A 16,002-nucleotide genomic window follows, 5' to 3' on the forward strand; every position below is an offset into this window, starting at 1 on the left:
TTGAATTACATACTCTAAAAATAAATCTCCTTGATAAACTTGTCATAAATCCAAATGCTCTTCCAATCTTGATTCGCAACACATGGCATTAGCGTGTTGCATATAGACTTCCTATAAAGCCGTTGGGAAGAAGGAGTTTATATTAAAATCAGGAACGAAAAATGAACCAACAACGTCAACTAAGCTGGAAAATAGCAGCTATTCTAGGTACATCTTTTGGCTTCAATGCACACGCTGCAGAAATGGTCAGAGTCGATAATGATGCATTACTACAACAAAGCCTCGTCGCTCAGTCGAAGAGTGTTGCTCCACTTGAATTAGGTTTTTCTGAAGTTAAACGGGTGGTACTGCCCAATGGAAAAACGAAAGTCCGCTACCAACAAACTCACTTAGGTTTACCCGTCTTTGATACCTCCGTTGTCACCACCCTTTCCAAAAACCAACCCACTCAGGTGTTCGGTTCAATGGCACAAGGGATCAGTGGAGACCTATCCAGCATCGCACCAAAACTGAATCAGGAACAAGCGATAGAAGCCGCACTCTCTGCTCACCGCACGTTTACCGTCGGCAAAAAGTCGATTGAAAAAAAATATCCGCCTTCTTAGAAGGCGGTTTTGCTTTATAACCCCCTAGAAGGGGGCGTCCACGCTATCAGTTCTTCAATAACTGCAGTTGTTGTTCATACTCTATGTCCTGTTTATCTTGGTGTCGGACATATCGTCGAATGACTTCTTCATTCACACCGACCGTATCTACAAAATACCCTCTAGCCCAAAAGTGATTTCCCCATAGTTTCTTACGTATATGTGGAAATTTATTGAAAAGTCTAATTGCTGTCCGGCCCTTTAAAACTCCTAACAAACTCGAGATCGACAACTTGGGAGGAATAATGACAACAAGATGAACATGATCTGGTTGAACATTTAACTCTAAAACCTCGCAGTCTTTCATATTGCACAAAATATAAATTGAACGATAAAGCTCCTTTCCAACCTTATCTTTCAAAATCTTATATCTATACTTTGGAGTCCAAACTATATGGTATTTGCAACGCCAATAGACATGTGATGAACTTCTGTAATCGCCCATGTGGTTGTTTCCTCTTACTTGTGGTGAATAAGAGGTTACTTCTAACATGGGCACTTCTTCAGGCTATAGCCTAGAGGAACAATCACCACCGCCCTAGGCGGTGGTTTTGAGGAGCCAATAAAAACGCGAAACTGATGGTGAGATTGGATGAGAACCAAGTCGCCCAAGTTGTGTACCTGGTCGATTTCTTTATCGCGTCCTCTATGCCAGAGCGCCCTTTCTACTTTATTGATGCCACGACTGGCGATGTCCTTCAAAAATGGAATGGGCTAAACCACGCTAAAGCATTAGGTACTGGCCCCGGTGGCAACCTCAAAACCACTCGATATGAATATGGCAGTGACTTCCCTAGCTTTCCCATCGACAAAACAGGCACGACGTGTAAGTTAGAAAATGATTCAGTTAAGACGGTCAACTTAAATCATGGAACCTCTGGCAGCGCTGCCTACAGCTACAACTGTGCCGACGGAGCCAACTACACCGATCATAAATACATCAACGGGGCATACTCGCCGCTTAACGATGCGCACTACTTCGGTAATGTCGTGTTTGATATGTACAAAGAGTGGATGAATACGTCACCTTTAACTTTCCAGCTGACAATGCGAGTTCATTACAGCACCGATTATGAAAATGCTTTCTGGAATGGTACATCCATGACTTTTGGAGATGGCAAAAATACCTTTTACCCATTGGTCGATATCAACGTGAGTGCTCACGAAGTCAGCCACGGGTTCACAGAGCAAAACTCCGGTCTTGTGTACCGAAATATGTCGGGTGGTATGAATGAAGCCTTCTCAGACATTGCGGGCGAAGCGGCTGAATACTACTTGCGTGGCAATGTGGATTGGGTGGTCGGTAGCGATATCTTCAAGTCTGAAGGTGGCTTGCGTTACTTTGATCAACCTTCAAAAGATGGTCGCTCGATTGATCATGCCTCTCAATACTACGATGGTTTGAACGTTCACTTATCTAGCGGTGTTTATAACCGCGCCTTTTACCTTTTAGCGAACAAATCGGGTTGGAATGTACGTAAGGGCTTTGAAATATTCACAGTCGCAAACCAACTGTATTGGACGGCAAACAGTACTTTTGATGCCGGTGCTTGTGGCGTAGCGAAAGCCGCAGCAGACATGGGCTATGTGGTTGCCGATGTTGCAGATGCTTTTAATACCGTCGGCGTTAATGCAAGTTGCGGTGTCACGCCTCCAACTGGCAATGTATTAACGAAAGGCACACCGATTGCGAACCTAAGCGGGAATCAATCTTCAGAGAGCTTCTACACGTTCACTGTTGATTCTGCATCAAGCGTGACGGTTTCAATGTCTGGCGGTTCAGGCGATGCCGACCTTTACGTGAAATCAGGCAGCAAGCCAACGACATCGAGTTACGATTGTCGCCCTTATCGTGCTGGAAACAACGAACAGTGCAGTGTGAGCGCGCAACCGGGCGTGACTTATCATGTTTTATTGCGCGGATACTCGAACTACTCAGGCCTAACATTGCGTTTAGATTGAGTTAGCGCGAGTCTCTATCGGTAATACAAACTAAAACGCCTACTCACATGAGTAGGCGTTTTTTATATTTCAGAGCTCAAGCTTAAAACTTCGCTGGTAAAGAGTTCCCTTAACCATAAATTCACGATGTCGTCGTTGCGGTTGCTGTGCCAATACACGCTCAATGATGGGGTTTTGTATTCAAATGGCAGGTCTAACATCTTGATTTTGCTTTTATCAAAGTAAGCATTAGCGATGGACTTAGGAAAAGTCGCGATCCAATCACTGTTATAAATCGTGTCCGAGAAATCGGCGATGGAGTTAAGCTTTCTCGCCACTTTACGCTCTGAAAAGATAGGGCTGTGGAACTCGGTTAATTGATGCACTCTATAGTTATCATGAGTTAGCATCACGTGCTTTTCAGACAGATATCTTTCTAAAGTGAGCTGTTCTTCTATCTGCGCGTGGTTTTGGCTACACACCGCACACAACTCATCACTCCAAATTTCTTGGCTCTGCAATGTTGGATGAGCGTTGGTGAGATCAACAACCAAGTCGATTTTTTTCTCTCGAATATCTGTGACCATATCTTCTTTGATATTGACCACTTCGATAACGCAATTAGGCGCCTCTTTTTGAATTTTATCCAAGATCTTGGGTAAGATAGCGCTGCTTGAAATACTCATCGCTGCGATTCTAAACGTGTAACTGCACTCTTGCGGATCAAAGTCGTGAGTTTCAGGTAAGGAATGCGAAACGAGCTTATATGCTTGCTTAAATATAGGGTACAGATCGTTAGCGACCGGTGTCGGCTCAAGTGTGTATGATTTTCTAACGAAGAGTAAGTCTCGATACTCATCTCGAAGCTGCTTAAGATGCGCACTGAGGCTAGGTTGAGATATGTTGAGCCTTTCTGCTGCGTACGTTAGGTTTCCCTCTTCATATATAGCGATAAAGTAATATATGAGGTTCAGGTTAAATCGTTTCATTCGAGCTCTTCAGGCAATCATTAAATTTAATAAACGATCAAAAATAATACCGTTTAAATGACTCCATATTATCGTTTTTTAATTCTATATTTTGGTTAGGGTTATGACAGAGCATTGTTAAAACACCAATTGAAAATAACATGAACTAGTACAGTAGGATATGGATAATTGAATTACAAAAATAGATAACATCATGTTTTTAATATAGATATAGCTTTTCCTGATATCTAGTATAGGCGTGGCTTTATATTAGAAACAGCTTGAGTTTTCCATAATTACCGGTTCCTAAACATACACTTATAGAAATAGAGAATGATGAACCGATTTGTAAAACCGATAATAATCTCAGCAAGCCTAGTAACTTTATTTGGCTGCGTAGGTAGCAACGCAGTAACGGGTAAACTAATGGAGTTTAACGTTAAAGCCGTTGATAACCGTTACGCTCGTGGTGGCTTAAACATGCTGCTTGCTCCTGCTTACGGTATTACCGTTGCTGCCGATTACATCGTGTTTAACTCGCTGGAATTTTGGACGGGTAAAAACCCAATCAATAAAAAACCACACATCTTTGATAGCAAGGTTGATACCTACATTGATGTTAACGACCAACTTGATGACAGCCTAACAGAAGCGCCAATCGACCCGCTGGCAAAGCATGTGATTGACCACAGTGAAATGAAAGTAATCAACCAAGATGAAATCATAATCGAGTTAACTTACAACGACGGTACTCGCGCGACACTGACAGGCCAACGCTTCGGTGATGAAGTGCACTACTCTCTCGATAACCAAGTGATAGCTAAGACAAGCTTAGAAGAGATGCAAATGTACATGGCAGCCGCTGAGCAATCTTAAGCAACGTAGAATTAACTGATACACCTCCATCCAGTCAGTTAATCAGTTAGTCAGTACCTATAAAAAAGAGAGGTTAGCTTAATCGCTAACCTCTCTTTTTGTGTTTATAGTTTTTGCTTTATGGCTTATGGCTTATGGCTTATGGCTTATGGCTTATGGCTTATGGCTGATCTGCTCCAGTCAGACTGGACACTTAGCTAAGCGACATTTTGCTTTTCAAAGTTCATTGGGCTTAGATACCCAAGTGCACTGTGCCTTCTCGTTCGATTATAATCAACTTCTATGTACTCGAAGATCGTTTGGCGCATCTGCTCTCTCGTCATGATCGGCTCATATTGGATTGCTTCAACTTTCATTGAGTGGAAGAAGCTCTCAACACATGCGTTGTCCCAACAGTTCCCTTTTCTACTCATACTTTGTTTTAAATTATAAGTACTTATGAGGTCTCGATAGTCTTTCGAACAGTACTGACTACCTCGATCGCTATGAGTTATAACCTGCTCAGGAAACCCTCGACGGAATAAAGCCATTGATAAGGCATCACAGACCAGTGAGGCCGTCATTCTCGTATCCATAGACCAACCAATAACTTGCCTTGAATAAAGGTCAATAATGACAGCTAAGTACAGCCAGCCTTCGCTTGTGGCAACATAGGTGATGTCTCCTGCCCATTTTTGATTCGGAGCCGTTGCGTTAAAATCTTGAGCGAGCAAGTTCGGAGCAACGGGCATTTTATGCTTACTGTCTGTTGTACACTTAAACTTGCGTGCTGCTTTCGCTACTAAATCCTGACGTTTCATACTGGCGGCAATGGTCTTAACATTATGGTTATCACCGCTCTCTGCCAGCTCTTTCTGAATACGTCTTGAGCCATCTCGCTCTTTGCTAACGTCAAAAGCTTCTTTTACTTTGGTATCAAGCTTTTGGCGCTCTGTCTCACGTTGAATCGCCTTGTGGCGATTCTCAACCCAATAATAAAACCCACTTCGAGAAACTCTGAACACCTTAGCCATACGGGAAATACTGAAACTCAGCAGGTGTTCGAGCATAAATTCATAGCAATTTACTTTAGATTTTTCGCGAAGTAGGTGGCGGCCTTTTTTACGATTTCTAGCTCTTCTGCTTGCTCTGCCAACTGCCTCTTTAGCTTAGCGACTTCAACGGCCAATTCTTGTTCTCGTTGGCTAATACTCGAATTCTTCTTTGTGGCTTTTCGCCAACCGTAGATCTGAGATTCATGTAACGAGAGCTGTCTTGCGGCTGCAGCGACTCCCACTTTCTCTGCCAGCTTCAGGGTTTCTGCTTTAAATTCAGGAGAATGGATAATACGTTTCTTCTTAATTGTCATGGTTCACCTCATTAGTGATTGTACTCACTTAACTCAGTGTCCAAAACTGCTGGTGCGGATCAGGCTTATGGCTTATGGCTTATGGAGAATAGCCACGACTAATAAGCAAAGTAAGGAGAAAAACGTTTCACATTCAGCTGACGAGTCATGTTACTTAGTTGCTCTTCTCGGATGTCTTGGAATTCATCGAGTCGCTGGTAAATAGTGAAATATCGATTAATGTTTGCGACGTATTTTACTGGTTCTTGGCTAATGTTTTTTCTCGCAATAACCTCAACATGGTTAAACCACTTATTTGGATTAAAACCCTGCTTGGCTGCCAATACTCTCATTCGTCTTATTTTAGCTGGGCCTGCGTTATAAGCGGCTAAGCTGAAATGAATCTTATCGATATCGGATAACTCTGGAAGATCAAAATATCGATCGTAAATGAAACGTAGATACTTACTGCCAGCGTGAATATTGCTTTCTAAATCGTAGACGTCATCAATGTCGACGTACCAATCACGCGCTGTTTTAGGCATCACCTGCATAATACCGACTGCACCACGATGTGATATTTTTGTGTTATCTAGACCGGACTCTTGGAAAGCCATCGCTAACAAGATGAGCCAATTGATTTCATACTTCTCACCGTACGCGACAAACAGTTCTTCGAGCTTCTCTCGCTCTTCATTTTGCAGAGCGTTCGATGCTCTATTCATCCACGTAATACTTTCCAGATAGCGATTATCAATAACATTACCAAGCAACGTACCCTGCTTTGAGTCTTGTAAATACTGATCGATTTGAGCTTTCAACTGTGGGTTATTTTTACGTATAGCCCAAGCAATATCCGCATTGTGCCTAAAGGCGAGATCCCTATGAATTCGGATATCTTGTTCTAGGTTTCCCCACAACTCCAACTTATGACTATCGACAATCGTTGCGGTGATTTTTCCACGCTTAATCAAACCCAACAGTTCCAGATCTTGGATATTGTTGTTTAACAAATGGATGTAGATCGGCACCATACCGTTCTGTTCTAGCTGCTTATTCACGGTATGCACACTGCTGATATAGCTGGAGTTCTGTTTTAGCCAAACTTCCTTACCTTGCAGCTGAGTAATGTCGGTAATCAACGGAGTAGACTGGTTCGTCACCAACAGTTCATCAATGTCGCTACGGATGGGGATACTGAAATCGACCAATTGCTCTCGCTCTTTTGTGACGGTTAAGTTCGCCACCGCAATATCGCCTCGGCCTTGATTTAACGCACTCAGCAGTTCACTTCGTTCAACCGGAATAACCTGAACACGCAGCAAAGGATCACGAACCTTCAACGACTGTTGAAAATAGTGAATTTGTTCCGCGAGAATCCCTTTCGGCTTGCCATTTTCAATATGATAAAAGCCAACATCACCAGAGACTAATACACGAACAACGCCTTTTTTCTGCAGCACATCGAAGTCACCGATATAGGATTTATGGGCGTTGTCAGGCACTTCGAAACCAAAAGCTGATTTGGAAATAATAGAAATAAAAACCAACACCTTCGATAAGCGTGAGGCGCCATTAAAATTCGTCATATTTAGTATTCCTAATGCGGTAGAAGCCCAAAACCTCAATTGTATTGTATGGGAGGTCTTTCACTTGAAGCAGTTCAACGTAAAGGAACTTGCTTAACGTTGGTCGAGTGCGGAGATTATTGCTGTTAAGAGTAACGTGGTGTGCGCAGTGGATCGTTTAAGTTGTGTTATTGATTAAGGGAGACGAATTATACCTAAAACCACCCGCTCCGAAATATCGAGCTCGCTATAGCCGATATAGGTGATTCCTATAACTGTTACTGGCGTACAACACCCTCATTATCTCGAAGACAACGACCCTCTAATGATCCTCCATACGAACCATTAAGAACGACGTGTTATAAATAAACCCTATATCTTGTATAGGCTACAGCGCATTAACGAAAGCCAACCACCCTTGCATAATACGGCCGAAATTTTCTTCCCATTGGAATAACCATGTTAAAAAAATCACTGCTTGCCATTTGCTGTTTCGCCGCTCTATCAGGGTGTGGTTCGCCTTCTCAAAACACCACACAAACTAAAGTCGACATGCTCGCCGACAATCTAGACATGTCGTTTGAAATCGTTACAAACTACGGCAACGAAAATGGTATTGCTTGTGCAGAGCTCAAAGCGGATTACGCATCTTGCAACTTGGTCAACATCGTTCTGACCAATGATGGGTCTCAAGTAAACATCGAAGATTGGTCGATCTATTTCCATAGTATTCGCCCAGTCTTAGAGAACCGTAACAAAGAATTTAAGGTCACACACATAACCGGAGATCTGCATAAGATCGAACCGAGTGATCACTTCACTGGCTTCCAAAAGAACAAGACCCACACAATTCCGATCATATCCGAAGCCTGGCAAGTCTCTTACACCGACTTTATGCCGCGCGCCTTTGTGTTTGCTAAAGGCGCAGAAGCAAAAAACATCGCATCTACAGATACGGAAGATCTCACTATGTTCGTTAAAGGTTTGGACCAGTCTCAAGTTCGATTCTCTGTCGACGACAACAACCCAAGATCAACCGCAGAAAGCCGCTATGAGAATAATCAAGACATGATATTTCGAGAAGCGACGGGCGAGATTCTACCAACACCGAAACACGTAGAGTTCACTGGCAGCTATTTACCCATTATCCAAGGTCTCAACCTAGATTCACTGCCGGTATCAGATTCAACTAAGCAAGCCGTGATTAACCAAGCTGACATGATGGGGATTACCAATCTGGAAAGTGGCATTAACATCAATGTTCAATATCAAAATGCCGAACTGATTAAGGATAAAGAGAGCTACCAGCTAGAGATCAACTCAGACAGCATTAACATTGTTGCTATCGACGAGATTGGCGTGTTCTATGCGATGCAGTCGCTCCTCAATGTCTACGATCCTTTGTCTCGTTACACCATTCCAACCATGAAGGTGGTCGATGCACCAAGGTTTGAATATCGAGGTTTCATGGTGGATGTCGGCCGTAACTTCCACTCTAAAGACACGATATTCAAAACCATCGAACAAATGGCTGCCTTTAAGATGAACAAACTGCACCTACACATGGGTGAAGATGAAGGTTGGAGATTAGAAATTCCGGGGCTACCTGAACTGACGGAGGTTGGCAGCCAACGTTGTTTCAATGAAGATGAGCAGCAATGTTTGATGCCGCAGCTCGGTTCGGGGGCTAACAACGATAACTTTGGCTCGGGGTATTTTACTCGCCAAGATTACATCGACATTTTGCTGTATGCCAAAGCACACAAAATCGAAGTGATTCCTGAATTTGATATGCCAGCGCACGCGAGGGCCGCCGTAATGTCGATGGAAGCTCGCTACCAAAAATACATGAATTTAGGTGACGTTGAAAAAGCGGAGCAGTATCGCCTACTCGATCCACAGGACGAATCCAACGTGACCACCGTTCAGTTCTATAATCGTCAAAGCTTTATCAACCCGTGTCTTGAGTCTTCAACACAGTTCGTAAACAAAGTCATCACTGAAGTTAAGAGCATGCACGAAGAAGCCGGTATGCCGTTAACCCTTTGGCATTTCGGAGGAGACGAAGCCAAGAACATCAAGCTTGGCCATGGTTTTCAAGACATAAACGATGCACCTCAAGTGGGCAAAGGACAAATTGATCTGTCCAAAGAACACAAACCTTATGAGAAATCGCCTCAGTGCTTAGCCAAGATCGAATCTGGTGAAATAGAAAACCAAGACGCACTGCTGAGCTACTTTGCCATCGAGGTTTCAAAGCTATTAAAAGAGCAGAACGTATCGACCTTCCAAGCGTGGCAAGACGGGCTAAAGTACGTTGAGAATTCAGACGCTCTTGCCACCGACAACACACGTGTCAACTTATGGGATACGGTTTTCTGGGGAGCAAGCGACGCGTCGAGCCAACTCGTGAACGATGGTTATCAAGTCGTGTTGTCTAACCCTGATCATATCTATCTAGACATGCCTTACGAGGTTGATGAACATGAACGCGGCTACTACTGGGCAACACGAGCCTCTGACACTCGCAAGATGTTTTCATACACCCCAGAGAATCTGCCGCAAAATGCAGAACTCGCGAAGGATAGAAATGGAGATTCTTATACCGCTAAAGGAACACTCACGCCGAACCAACCTGTTTACGGCCTCTCAGCAGCTCTGTGGTCTGAAACCATCAGAACTGACGCTCAGTATGAATACATGGCCTTCCCTCGCCTAATGGCAGTCGCTGAACGAGCGTGGAACAAGGCGGAATGGGAATTAGAGTATCAAGCCGATGTCGAGTACTCATCTACCACAGAGCGTACTAACAAGAACATCTTGACCGACGATTGGAGCCGATTTGCCAGTATTCTTGGCCAACGTGAATTGGCAAAAACGGAAATGAGAGACATCACATACCGCTTGCCCGTTCCGGGAGGGAAGATCCTCCAAGGTAAACTGCATATGAACTCTCAGTTTCCGGGCTTATCTTTAGAATATTCAACCGACAACGGTCAATCTTGGCACGTCTACCTCAATGCAAGTAAGCCTTCAGTAGAGTCCAGCGTTTTGGTTCGTAGTGTTTCTCACCTAGGGCACCGAACCAGCAGAACCATTCAAGTTCCATATAGCCAATAAACGAATACAGTTGAATAGCCATTAAACCCGCAGTTTGAAATTCTAAGTTTCAACAACCGCGAATCGATCAAGCCTGCCCATCATGAGCAGGCTTTCTTTTTACCTACAGATACGATGCTGTGGAGTAAACACCGAATTTACTCATAAGAAATACAAAGGAGTTAATTATATTGCAGAACCTCTTATTGATTGGTTTATAAATTTACATATATCAAGCCAGTGCCAACTTAATATTTTATAAATTCTTTAAATTGAGATCCTGTGCTGTACAACGAGATAAAAATAACTGACTAAGTTTTGAACACATTCATGTTGCTGATAGGTTTTATCCTGTAGGGCAAATGCTCTATTAATGAAAAAAACTAAAATAAGGATTATTTATGAGACCATCTTTTTCTATCAGTATGGTACTTGCAACGACAGTGGTTGGCTTTCAGTCCTATGCAAACAACATCGACACAACAAACTCACGCTCTCTTTCGGAGAACGCCTCAGCGCAAAAGCAATCTCTGGCGTTGCAAATCAGTGCCCGCTACTCCGATCTTGAGCTTTCTTTAAAAGACCAGATAACAGAAAAGCAACTGTCTACACCGATAGACAAGCTTAACTCAGCCAAGCCCTACTCCGCGTTTTCAAGCAAGATGCAGAAAGCCGATCTTAGCTACCGTAAGATGAAAGGGGTCAACGACTTCAGTGACTCTTTGCTAGAGATTCGCATGGCCGATGAAGCAATGATTGAAGCTTGGAAAAACGGTGAGAGCCCGCTGTTTGCCTTCGAACCATCAGGCGATGATTCAAATTGGCAATACATTGAAGCCTATGATGTATATGGGCAGGTTCACGAACTAGACGTGTACCAAACGCCAGACGTTCCTGTATTTGTCATTGATAGTAACGGTGCAGAAGAACTCAAAGCAGGCTTAATGGCAATGCAGAGCGAGATGCAGAAACTAGGCACCACCACGCAAATCAATAGCGATAGTAAAACTGACGCCAATACCCCCAAAATTCAGAAACAAACATTCTTAGGCAAAGCGACTCGCTCAATGACGATGTCTGAACCTGAAGAATTGAACACCACCCAATTATCTAAGATTCGTTTGGCTATCGATAGAGAACCGTGGATCTCTGGCAAAGCTGAAATCTACGCTATTGTCACTGGGGTTGATTCAAGCCGTATAGAGCCACAGATCGACCTCGTTGAGATGCCTTATCTGGATTACGACAAACAAACTTATTACCCAAATCAAACCGTCATTTTCTGGCCTCGTTACCGCTGGGGCGCTGCCGATATGATCTTGATGGAGCACGACGATGGTACTGACTATAAAGCGTTAGCAAAACTATTGGTTCAAGCCGCTGAAGAGATACTGAAGATGATTCCTGATCCAGAAGTTCAGGGGTATGCGATTATCCCTCAGATCACAGGCAAGATTATCGACGTAATTCCCGATGGCGTATTAGTGAATGATGATGACTTCGTGGACGTGTATTACACCTTAATGCAAAACACCCCTTATGTTGATCGTCCGGGTGCTGGCGGTAATGCGGTTGCTTCGTTCACCCCTGTTACGATTTCACCGACAGAGTAAACCGTTTCTTATTTAGTTAGGGCTTAGTCACATAAGCCCTAACTCTTCATTATCGAAGGTGAGTAAAACATAAGAGACATACTGAGAAGCTGATTACAGGGAGTAATCGAACACGATGATGTCATCTAACAAAGGACGAAATACATCTTTCAGCGCATCATGCTCTGGGTGCGGAAGGTAGTTCTGACGCCCCGCTTCATCTGCGAACGTCATTAAAACGGAATGGGTATAACCTTGGTTCTTGTTTTCTGGGCTGTCATTCAAGCCCCACTCTACCGAGTCAACACCTTCTACCTTACTGGGCATCGCTTCAAACAGTCCTTTCAGTTTCTCTATTTCAGAAGCTTCAGCCTCTACTTTAAACTTAATCAGCAAAATATGACGAATCATTCCCGTTTCTTTTCGATTCATTTCTAGTCCTTTTCGAGTCTTCGTTTGCTTGTGTGTCACACAAGCCCACATCGAGTCGCGAGCTAAAGTTAATAGAAACACAAAATGCCACACGTTACACACCATGCCAAGGCTAGATCACTAGAGTTTATAAAATATTCCAAATCCCAAAACGAAAAATGCTGCACCCAAGGGCGCAGCATTTCTCATGACAATGGTAAGCACATCTTTAACGTTAATCACGACGACCTGTAAGCTGGATCGTTTGGTCTTGATCTACGTTCTTTTGGAATTGGATTCCGCCGTTAGACGCTTCATTTCTTCCTTCCAGTGTTAAGTCAGATTCAACACGCTCAGCCTTTACTTGATTACCTTCGCTTCTTGTCATGTCGATAGTACCGGTATACGTACCATCGGCAGCAAATGCAGTATTCATTGAAAGCGCCATCAAGCCTAATGCGATTAGTTTTTTCATACGTCACCTCTTATTGTTTTAATTCTTGTTGTTTGGTTAGTGTGTTGCTTTGTTGAGGTAACTTTAACAACCCGATGTTGTGCACTCGAGGAAAACCAAGATTTACAAAATAGAAATCGCTCACAATCAATACAGTTTTAAATCAATGTAATAGTCACATTTTGACGCTGTTCTGTCTTAACTAAAGACTCTCAAGACTATGATACTAAGGTCAGATGTTTTTCTTTCGTGTAACTAACGCGAGAGCTCATCCTTATCAACTCAATTCGGAGTGCTTGTGGACTTCAATTTAGATATCCAAAATATCTTAGTCATCAAACGTATGTACGAACTTCGTCATGTTGGTTTGGTCGCAGAGTCGTTGGGCAAAACGGCGGGGGCAATCAGTAAAAACTTGTCTAAGTTAAAGGTTCAGCTCGACGACCCCTTGTTCATTCAAACCAAACAAGGTTTCGAACCTACTTCATTCGTAGAAGCCAATATCGCTAATTTTGAGCAGATTCTGAGTAGTGTTGAAGCGATAAAGCACCAAGAGTTTTCCCCTGAAACTTACCAAGGTGATATCAAAATCTACGCGAATACGCTTTTCTGGGAGCGCTTTGGTTCGAAACTCTACTTTTCTTTGAGTAAAGAAGCCCCGCATGCGCACTACTCGTTCGTTAGATGGGGAAGCAATGTTAAAAATAGGCTCATCGACGGCGAAGAAGCAATAGCGGTGCACTACTTTGATGAAACCCTGCCACAGTCAATTTCTCAGACAGAATTTGGAAAAGGAAAAGTCGTGTTCTTCGTCAGAGAAGACCATCCCGCGAAAGACTTTGAGTCACTCGCCAACTATCCAATTATTCTATTTAAAACCCCCGGATGGAATGACAACAAATATCCGATCCTTGAGCGACTTAGAAACATAGGTTTTCAGATAAACCCTAAAGTAGAAGTTGACCACCCTGCAATGATTCATGATGTCGTACTTAAATCTGACTATTTTGGTATCACTCTCAATGGCAGCGTACCAGATGGATGTCGAAGTATTGATTTGCCGGAAAAACTGACTATCGATGTCAGCTATGTAATGAGCTGTCGTCGCTCACAGAAAGACGCGCCTTTGAATCAATGGCTATTACAAATTCTGAAATCCGCTCTGAAAAACAAGCAAGCGTAGATCAACCGATAACGGCTTTATGATCGAAAAAAGGCTCCTTGAAGGAGCCTTTTGATTAGTGACTATTCGCTTATGTTTTTATTTTAAAATGCTTCTTCGAGCGTTTGTTCATTCTTTTTTCCTGCTTGCTTCTCGCTTATTTCTACCTCTTTCAAGCGCGCCGTAAAGTGTCTTAACACAGGCGGTTCATAGGTAAAATCGAGCCCTTTCACTTTCCCAGCATTCTCTTTTACTTTCTCGAATGCTTCGATAATGAAATCCATGTGGGTTTGTGTGTACGTCGCGCGTGGAATGGTTAAGCGCAATAATTCTGCAGGACATGGATGTTGATCGCCCGTTGCAGGATCACGACCTTGCAGTAAAGAACCAATCTCAACCGCTCTAATGCCCGCCACCTTGTACAGTTCACACGCCAACGCATGCGCTGGGAATTGGCCTGCTGGAATATGAGGAAGCAGTTTACCCGCATCCACAAACGCAGCATGACCACCTGCTTGCTGACACACGATACCCATCGCTTCTAAGCCATCAACAAGGTATTGAACCTGACCAATGCGGTATTCCAGCCAATCTTGACGCATGCCGTCATAAAGGCCAACCGCCAAACGCTCCATCGCGCCGCCTTCTAAGCCACCATAAGTTGGGAAGCCCTCTTGCACGACACACAAGGTTCGACATTCTGTGTACACATCCATGAATGACTCATCTTTAAAGCAGAGTAAGCCTCCCATCTGTACCATCGCATCTTTCTTAGCAGACATGGCTAAACCATCCGCGTATTTGTAAGATTCACGTGTGATCTGTTCGATTGTCCAATCTTGATAACCGACTTCACGCTGCTGAATGAAGTAAGCATTTTCAGCGTAGCGTGCAGAATCCATAATTACTGGGATATCGTACTTCTGTGCGATTTCATACACGGCTTTAAGGTTGGCAATAGAGACAGGTTGTCCACCAGCCGAGTTACAGGTAATGGTGCTCACGATATAAGGAACATTAGCCGCGCCTGCTTCTAAGATAGCTTCTTCCAGTTTCACAACATCGAAGTTGCCTTTGAAATCAGCGTTCACTGAGGTATCAAATGCTTCTTTGGTATAAACGTTTTTCGCCACACAGCAATTCACTTGGGTGTGACCTTGTGTTGTATCGAAGAAATAGTTAGACAGCGCGACCATTTTGCTGCGATCGAGTCCTTTTTCCATTTCGCGCTTCTTAATCAGAACAGGAATGTAAATCTGCTCTGCGCCGCGCCCTTGGTGTGTTGGAATCGTCAACTCGTAGCCGAAGATATCTTTCACCGCATTCGACAGTGCATAGTAACTGCGACTGCCGCTGTAAGCTTCATCACCCATCAACATCGCGGCTTGCATGCGTTGAGTAATTGAACCGGTACCGCTGTCTGTCAGCAAATCGATGAACACGTCATCACTGTCGAGTAGAAACGGGTTCATGCCCGCTTCGACAATGGCTTGCTCACGATAAGCGCGAGTTGTTCTTTTTACTGGCTCTACAACGCGAATACGAAACGGTTCTGGTAGATGTTTGAAGTTTTCCATAATAGTACCTTTCAATAAATTTAACCTAAATCGAAAAAGCCAAATCCATTATTTTTAGATGTCACTAGTCATCACCATTAATTTAATTTAACACACAATCACTATCGTGATGATTACGATTAAAATTAATAGCTATAAATAAATTATTTAATCAATGACGTATTGATTAGGATCCAGTTAATAATGACTAAGATATAAAAAACCACATGTATAACAACACAAATAGCGGCCACATGAGCTACGGCATATCTTAAAGAAAAAATTAACAGGACTGGGCAAAGCTCAAGGGCTCTGCTGGCGCGTGACGCCTAGAGGGTACTACTCTGAAGAAAGGTGGAACGAGAGCTGGTGATCTAAAGTATACCAAGCTAACAAGGTTAGCC

Annotated in this window: 11 protein-coding genes and 2 pseudogenes; 6 read left to right on the forward strand and 7 right to left on the reverse strand. The window is 43.3% G+C overall.

Annotation, left to right across the window (positions count from 1 at the left end; genetic code table 11):
- Positions 1-161: 161 nt before the first annotated feature.
- A pseudogene (locus tag QWZ07_RS15170) lies at positions 162-590 on the forward strand (hemagglutinin); the annotation flags it as partial.
- Between the two features lie 61 nt (positions 591-651).
- Here the strand turns inward: QWZ07_RS15170 and tnpA are convergent.
- Positions 652-1,089: an IS200/IS605 family transposase gene (tnpA, locus tag QWZ07_RS15175; protein WP_192854770.1), complete on the reverse strand. Its 438-nt coding sequence runs from the start codon at positions 1,087-1,089 to the stop codon at positions 652-654.
- A gap of 116 nt (positions 1,090-1,205) precedes the next feature.
- Between tnpA and QWZ07_RS15180 the strand changes: the two are divergent.
- Positions 1,206-2,606 (forward strand): annotated as a pseudogene (locus QWZ07_RS15180) (M4 family metallopeptidase); the annotation flags it as partial.
- 62 nt (positions 2,607-2,668) lie between these two features.
- Here the strand turns inward: QWZ07_RS15180 and QWZ07_RS15185 are convergent.
- Positions 2,669-3,574 (reverse strand): LysR family transcriptional regulator, encoded by a 906-nt coding sequence (locus QWZ07_RS15185; protein ID WP_065111202.1) that lies wholly within the window; start codon positions 3,572-3,574, stop codon positions 2,669-2,671.
- Positions 3,575-3,886: 312 nt separating this feature from the next.
- On the opposite strand from QWZ07_RS15185, the gene QWZ07_RS15190 reads away from it, so the two are divergent.
- Positions 3,887-4,429 (forward strand): DUF3332 family protein, encoded by a 543-nt coding sequence (locus QWZ07_RS15190; RefSeq protein WP_099165470.1) that lies wholly within the window; start codon positions 3,887-3,889, stop codon positions 4,427-4,429.
- A 197-nt stretch (positions 4,430-4,626) separates the two neighbouring features.
- On the opposite strand, the gene QWZ07_RS15195 is transcribed toward QWZ07_RS15190, so the two are convergent.
- Together QWZ07_RS15195 and QWZ07_RS15200 are read right to left on the reverse strand one after the other, a co-directional pair.
- Positions 4,627-5,777 (reverse strand): IS3 family transposase gene (locus tag QWZ07_RS15195; RefSeq protein ID WP_192854759.1). Its coding sequence is split into 2 segments (ribosomal slippage): positions 4,627-5,534 and positions 5,534-5,777, totalling 1,152 coding nucleotides; the frame shifts between segments, so codons are not numbered across the junction.
- 98 nt (positions 5,778-5,875) lie between these two features.
- The gene (locus tag QWZ07_RS15200) at positions 5,876-7,345 is read right to left on the reverse strand and encodes an MltF family protein (protein WP_225998472.1); all 1,470 of its coding nucleotides are present in this window, start codon (positions 7,343-7,345) and stop codon (positions 5,876-5,878) included.
- A 438-nt stretch (positions 7,346-7,783) separates the two neighbouring features.
- Here QWZ07_RS15200 and QWZ07_RS15205 point away from each other — a divergent pair, with 438 nt between their 5' ends.
- Positions 7,784-10,444, forward strand: a complete 2,661-nt coding sequence (locus QWZ07_RS15205) for a beta-N-acetylhexosaminidase (protein ID WP_192853365.1) — start codon at positions 7,784-7,786, stop codon at positions 10,442-10,444.
- A 380-nt stretch (positions 10,445-10,824) separates the two neighbouring features.
- Positions 10,825-12,036, forward strand: a complete 1,212-nt coding sequence (locus tag QWZ07_RS15210; protein ID WP_192853366.1) for a DUF3103 domain-containing protein — start codon at positions 10,825-10,827, stop codon at positions 12,034-12,036.
- Positions 12,037-12,129: 93 nt separating this feature from the next.
- Here the strand turns inward: QWZ07_RS15210 and QWZ07_RS15215 are convergent, their stop codons facing one another.
- Together QWZ07_RS15215 and QWZ07_RS15220 are read right to left on the reverse strand one after the other, a co-directional pair.
- Positions 12,130-12,447 carry a Dabb family protein gene (locus tag QWZ07_RS15215; protein WP_192853367.1) on the reverse strand — a complete coding sequence of 106 codons (318 nt, stop codon included), beginning with the start codon at positions 12,445-12,447 and terminating at the stop codon, positions 12,130-12,132.
- 214 nt (positions 12,448-12,661) lie between these two features.
- Entirely contained in the window at positions 12,662-12,901 is a 240-nt protein-coding gene (locus tag QWZ07_RS15220) for a VPA0252 family protein (protein ID WP_017081013.1), read from the reverse strand.
- Positions 12,902-13,178: 277 nt separating this feature from the next.
- Between QWZ07_RS15220 and QWZ07_RS15225 the strand changes: the two genes are divergently transcribed.
- Positions 13,179-14,063, forward strand: a complete 885-nt coding sequence (locus QWZ07_RS15225) for a LysR family transcriptional regulator (RefSeq protein WP_065111197.1) — start codon at positions 13,179-13,181, stop codon at positions 14,061-14,063.
- Between the two features lie 83 nt (positions 14,064-14,146).
- On the opposite strand, the gene tnaA is transcribed toward QWZ07_RS15225, so the two are convergent.
- Positions 14,147-15,619 (reverse strand): tryptophanase, encoded by a 1,473-nt coding sequence (gene tnaA / locus QWZ07_RS15230; protein ID WP_017105824.1) that lies wholly within the window; start codon positions 15,617-15,619, stop codon positions 14,147-14,149.
- Positions 15,620-16,002 lie beyond the last annotated feature (383 nt).

The organism is Vibrio lentus, assembly GCF_030409755.1.
GTDB classification, from domain to species: domain Bacteria; phylum Pseudomonadota; class Gammaproteobacteria; order Enterobacterales; family Vibrionaceae; genus Vibrio; species Vibrio lentus.

Excerpts from the sequence above, each read along its gene's own strand:
- QWZ07_RS15185 (WP_065111202.1), bottom strand. The coding sequence starts at position 3,574 with ATGAAACGATTTAACCTGAACCTCATATATTACTTTATCGCTATATAT.
- QWZ07_RS15200 (WP_225998472.1), bottom strand. The coding sequence starts at position 7,345 with ATGACGAATTTTAATGGCGCCTCACGCTTATCGAAGGTGTTGGTTTTT.
- tnpA (WP_192854770.1), bottom strand. The coding sequence starts at position 1,089 with ATGGGCGATTACAGAAGTTCATCACATGTCTATTGGCGTTGCAAATAC.
- QWZ07_RS15220 (WP_017081013.1), bottom strand. The coding sequence starts at position 12,901 with ATGAAAAAACTAATCGCATTAGGCTTGATGGCGCTTTCAATGAATACT.
- QWZ07_RS15215 (WP_192853367.1), bottom strand. The coding sequence starts at position 12,447 with ATGAATCGAAAAGAAACGGGAATGATTCGTCATATTTTGCTGATTAAG.
- QWZ07_RS15210 (WP_192853366.1), top strand. The coding sequence starts at position 10,825 with ATGAGACCATCTTTTTCTATCAGTATGGTACTTGCAACGACAGTGGTT.
- QWZ07_RS15190 (WP_099165470.1), top strand. The coding sequence starts at position 3,887 with ATGATGAACCGATTTGTAAAACCGATAATAATCTCAGCAAGCCTAGTA.
- QWZ07_RS15205 (WP_192853365.1), top strand. The coding sequence starts at position 7,784 with ATGTTAAAAAAATCACTGCTTGCCATTTGCTGTTTCGCCGCTCTATCA.
- tnaA (WP_017105824.1), bottom strand. The coding sequence starts at position 15,619 with ATGGAAAACTTCAAACATCTACCAGAACCGTTTCGTATTCGCGTTGTA.